Genomic DNA, 5,083 nt, shown 5'->3' with positions numbered 1-5,083 from the left:
TCTTCATGAGTTCTCCTTGGTCTGTCGAGGGTAGAGAACTCACCTCCCGGGCGGCTACATGATTCGTCTCAGGTCACTCCACCCGGTGGCTGTCCCAGGCATACAGCTCCGGTCGCGACAACAGCGGCGCCAACGGGCCTGAAAACAGCAGCGGTTGATGCTTGCCCACGTTGACCAACACGCCGACGATCGCGGCCGAACGCGATTCGGCAAGCAGCTGCCTGACCCGGGCAGACACGTCGAGGCCTTCGTTGATCCGCGTGACCAGCCAACATTCGAGGCTGTCGAGCGCACAATGCAGGTTGCCCGTCTGCGCGGAGCTTTCCTGTGACCAGGCGAACACGTCCGGCCCACCGGTAAAGGTGTGCACGGCCCCGTCCATCGGCAGTTCCAGGCCATAACGGCGCGAGCCTTCGGCCCAGCGCTCGGTGCAAAAGGCGACCAGCTGCAGCAGCGCTGCAAGAGCGTGATCGGGGGCGATCTGAAGAAACGGCCAGAACGGGCTCTTCCAGAAGATCGCGGGAAATGCGTCGACGGGATAATCCAGGCCCAGGCGCTCCCGGTACGGATGGCGACCCGCATCAAAATCGCGCTCGGGTTCATCGTCGACGATGAGCGCCAGCAACACCTCCGCGGCGGTCGCGGGGTCGACCCGCATGAGTGGCTCCAAGACGCCGCCCTTGAAGCACGATTTGCGAAAGTCCCGGTCGACCCGATGGCTGGCGCCGATGGGCCAGGGCGGCAACTTTTCCCGACCCAGGCCGCCCATCCGGCTCGCTTGGCGTGCGGCCTCGTGACGGGCGCGCAACATGGGGTCGGCCGCCAATCGCCGCTGGTGCTGGGCGTGGCGCTCGGCGAGGATGGTCTGGATTCTCGACTGGGTCTGCGCGTTGATCGGCGTGCGCCCGCTCAGCTCACGCACCAACGCCGCGACTTCGGCGGGTCGATCCGGCGTGCCTGCAAGCACCGCCGCGTAGAACTCGGTTTCGACGTCGCCCAGGATATCGCCCGCACCACTGCGCACTTGTATCGAGCGAACCACTGCGACCGCCAAATCGACCAGCTCGCCGCGGAACGGGGTCGGACTGTTCTCGCCCAAATCCTTGGGCGTTTGCGTCAGCCAGCTGTGCGTGAACCGGGCGAGTGGGGCGGACATTCGCTCTGCGAGCTTGTCTTGCTGCGCCAGGACGAACTGCAGCATGGGCACCCATCGCGCGATCACGATCGCGCGGCGATGGGTTTCCGCGTATAGCTCGAACCACCCGCTCGAGGCTTGAATTGTCTGCGGCGGCAAGGTGGCGATGTGGAGAAAGCGCGTAAGCAGTTGGTCGAATCGCTGGCCGTGGTCAGCGAGCAACCAGTCTGCTCGTTCGGTCAAGAAGCGAAGTGCTTCTGGATCCAGGCACAGGGCATCGAACAAGATGCCCTGCACCACGCCGGCACGCGGGCTGTCGATGGCGAAGGCTTCGTCCCAGGCTGTACCGTTCCCCGCAGGGCGACGGAGAAGTTGCTGGCCGAGCAGGCGCAACGCGTTGGCCCACATCGGGTGGGCAGCCAGTGCTGCCCACGCTTGGGGATCGGTCGACAGCTCCTTGAGGCGTTGGAAACGCGCCCAATCCGCGGCCAGGTCGTGTTCGAATCGCACACGATTGGTCGTCGAGTCCACCCGCAACGGCAGGGTCGCTTGGCCCGCTTGGATCGCTTTTAGCTGATCGCCGTCCAGCGACGACAGCGCGAAGCTGTGTTCCGACTCCGCGTCGCGCATGCCCAACTGCATGAGAAGCGCTTGCGCTGCCAAGTCTTGCTGCGTCCAAAATTGCCACAGCGCCTCCACGACCTGGATGTGGGAAGTCAACGGGGTCGCGGCCGTGGCCAGGCTCGCGCCGGCCCCGAGCACCCACGCCAGTGCCTTGAGGCTGGTGAGGGCGAAAAGCGTTGCCTCGTGGCTGGTCAGCCACCGCAGATTCGGCGAGGCCGCCACCGCCTCCCGGACCTCTGCGGTCGACACGGGGCCTATTTCGACAAGGTGCGTGGCGTGCTTGGCGAACGCCGCGGTTAGCTGCGGCAACCCGCGCGGCTGCGTTGTGACCACGACACGCCAGTCGGCGAGCCGGTGCGCGACATTACCCACCAATTCGCTCGACAGCGCTTGCGCCAACGTGGCCAGGGCGGCAGCATCCAGTTGCTCGGCCGCATCCAGGACCAGCACGTTCTCGCGAGCACGAGTTCCGCGCAGCAGGTCGCGCAACTCGTGGCGCAGACCCGCCGGCCCGCGTCTGACCGCGGACAGCACCGTGGCCGCCGCCTCCGGCCCCAACCAAAGCTGCGCGGCCGTCGACCAGTTGGCATCGAGAACCGCCTTGGCCAACGCCGATTTGCCGCTGCCCGATTCACCGATGACGATGGACACGACGTCTGCACGCAGGCCTTCGACGAGTTGGGTTGTCTCAGTCGCGCGCGCCAGGCGATGTCCGTTCGGCAACGCCGTGACGATGCTCGCGGACTGGTCCGCTGAGTAGCGCGACAGGATCGCCCAGTCCGATCGGTAGTCCGGGTGGTCCCGCAGATCGAAGGAAACGCGCAACTGTTCCCAGACGTCGAGCAACCGGAGGGTCCCGTGTTCGAGACGCGCGTCCTTGGCCAAGTTGAGCAAGCGCTCCCACAACGCCTCGGCTCCCGGCAAATCACCCGAGGCCAACAGCTGCCGGCACTGACCAATCGCCTCGTTCTCGCGCAGCGCATCGACCGCGTGCAGTTCGATGGGTAACACCTCCAGTCGCTGGATCAGCTGACGCGTGTCTTCATCCGAGGCGTGCTCGCCCGGCGCCTTGGCGGCGACGCTCTCGAACAACTGGGACTGCTTGGCATTTTCGCGGATGCGAGCCAAGCCCAAGTCCGGCTCAGCCCCTGCGCAAGCCAGTTTGACCTCTCGCCATGCCGCGTCGAAGTCGGCATGTCGCGCCGCTGTGACCAGCGCCAAGTGGTTCGTGGATTGCGACAGCGGGTTGTCGGCGTGATGCCACTGCGCCCACGCCGCGGACACAAAGCTGGCCGGCAGCGACGTTCCGGTGACTTGGACGTTGCCCTTGCACGACAAGGCCAGCTGACGAAGCGACCCATCGCCTTGGACACTGGTGACCAGAAGGTCATCGATTTTCCAGCCCAGTGCCGCAACCTGCGCTTGCAGCGTCGAGCCCCGGCCACCAATGAACGGTACCGGCTCGCCGACCAGCATCTTCATCAGCAGCCAGGCGCCAACGCGATCTTCGAAGTCGAAGCCCGCTCCGCTGGTGACGCGGAGCGGTGGAGGGGATCGATCTGGATCAGGGCCGCTGGACATAGGCCTTCATTCTAGGTCGCCCGGGCAGCCTCCGGGCCTCGGGAAGGCATAGAAGTCAGGTAAGCCCATGTTGCACCGGCCAGCATCTGTGCCCGGCGAGTTGTTCGAACCGCGGGCCGTTGGCAGCTTGTATTCGCTTGGCCCCGGCGGCGCGACCGTCGGCCGGCACAGTCGAGCCGAGAGCCAACGTCATTGGAAACGCGCCGTGTATTTCGGCGGCTCTTTGCCGCTGCCGGAAGGCATCAAGCTGGAAGCCAAGGAGTTCTTGGCGCTGGACGTCTCTCAGGAAGGCCAGGCGCTGATGCTGGGATACCAAGCGGGCACGGCGGTATCGGGTGACTTGCCGCTATATGTGCCTGGCATCTACGAAGAAGCATTGGCGGCAGGGAAACTTCCTTCCGAGTTCGCAAAAGGATGATCAATGGCCACCTCGATCACGAGGTGGCCATTTTTATTTTTTGGACACAGAGGCCAATCGACATAGCTTGCGCAAAGCCATTGTCCGCTTCTGGCCGGATACGGACGAGGCGAGTCAGCGATGACCGGACCTCACTTCAGTAAGCGAGCTGCTGGATTGTCTTCGGCAGCTCCGGCCTGAAAGTACCCAATCACACTCGCCACGGACCGGTGCTCCGTCATCGCCATTACTGCAGGCAGCGGTACACCTTGCTTGCCTGCTTCGGTCACAAATCCCGATCGTAGGCTATGCGCCCCGAAGTCCCCCTCAAGCCCTGCCAGCTTCGCCCGGCGCTTCACGATCGCGGCCACTGAGCCCGGGAGCAGGGCAGGGCCCACCCGACCCTTCCAGATGCGCCGGAAGATCGCCCCCTCGTTGATCCCGGCGGCCTCTAGCCAAGCCGCGAGAGCTTCCGCGCTGCGCCCGAGGATTGGTTTGTCAGGCGTCGAATCCGCCTTGGCCCCGGACTGCTGGGTCTTTGAGTACTCCAGCCGGTAAATGTAGCCGTCGTCGCCGACCTTGCGCAGGTCGCGCATGTCGGCCGCAGCGATCTCGCTGCGCCGGCGCCCGCCGCTGGCGAACCCAAAGCAGAGCAGGGCGCGATCGCGCAGGCCCTCCAGGCTGTCATCGCAAGTCGCGAGCATCGCTTCGAGTTCAGGCCGGGCAATCGCGGTCTTCTTGGTTGGGCGTTCCCCGCGTTTGACCGCGGCACGACGAGCACGACTGAGCAGTGTCCTGACACTGGGCAGCTCGCAGGGGTTGGCCAGGCGTTTGAGTTTGTGTGCGGTGGACAGCACCGCTACGCGTTGAACCACGGTCGAGAGCTTGAGCGGCCCAATTCTGGCCTTGAGGCCGGCCGCAACCAACGCCCGATCCAGCGCCTGCGGCAGCTCGCTAACCAGGCCCGCCTTGTTCTTGCGCTGGATGTGGTCGACCAAGAACTGGATCACCACGGCCTCGTTGACCGGCAGGCTCAGGTCGATGCCATAGCGGCCCTGGTGCCAGCCGGCCCAGTAGCGCAGGGCGGTGGCGTAGCTGCGGGTGGTGTTGGCCGCAGCCGCTTCCGCGAGCAATTCGCGCACGGCGTCCGCAGCTTGCTCCGCCAATTGCTCGGGCAGCACCACGTTGGTGGCCGCCGCAGGGCTGGCCAGTGAAATGCAATTTCGTTGCATATTATGTAATGTACGTTATGAAGTAGGGCCCGTACTAACGATAATCATCACTTATCGTTAGTACGGAATCAACAGAGTAGGGCAGTCGCGTCGGAGGGCGGCATGCATGGCTAA

Annotated in this window: 3 protein-coding genes; 1 reads left to right on the top strand and 2 read right to left on the bottom strand. The window is 64.7% G+C overall.

Annotated features, from left to right (window positions below; all coding sequences use genetic code 11):
* Positions 1–73: 73 nt before the first annotated feature.
* Complete coding sequence (locus ACT53R_RS19590) at positions 74–3,241, bottom strand: hypothetical protein (RefSeq protein ID WP_476173594.1); 3,168 nt, start codon at positions 3,239–3,241, stop codon at positions 74–76.
* A 304-nt stretch (positions 3,242–3,545) separates the two neighbouring features.
* On the opposite strand from ACT53R_RS19590, the gene ACT53R_RS19585 reads away from it, so the two are divergent.
* Positions 3,546–3,758 carry a hypothetical protein gene (locus ACT53R_RS19585; protein ID WP_476173593.1) on the top strand — a complete coding sequence of 71 codons (213 nt, stop codon included), beginning with the start codon at positions 3,546–3,548 and terminating at the stop codon, positions 3,756–3,758.
* A gap of 131 nt (positions 3,759–3,889) precedes the next feature.
* Here the strand turns inward: ACT53R_RS19585 and ACT53R_RS19580 are convergent, their stop codons facing one another.
* Positions 3,890–4,969 (bottom strand): site-specific integrase, encoded by a 1,080-nt coding sequence (locus ACT53R_RS19580; protein WP_476173592.1) that lies wholly within the window; start codon positions 4,967–4,969, stop codon positions 3,890–3,892.
* Positions 4,970–5,083: the final 114 nt, after the last annotated feature.

This window comes from Lysobacter sp. DMC104 (assembly GCF_056313665.1).
Note: the sequence above shows the minus strand (reverse complement) of the source record. Positions and strands in the feature narration are given on the sequence as shown.

Coding starts and splice junctions, on each gene's coding strand:
- ACT53R_RS19590 (WP_476173594.1), bottom strand. CDS start 3,241: ATGAAGATGCTGGTCGGCGAGCCGGTACCGTTCATTGGTGGCCGGGGC.
- ACT53R_RS19580 (WP_476173592.1), bottom strand. CDS start 4,969: ATGCAACGAAATTGCATTTCACTGGCCAGCCCTGCGGCGGCCACCAAC.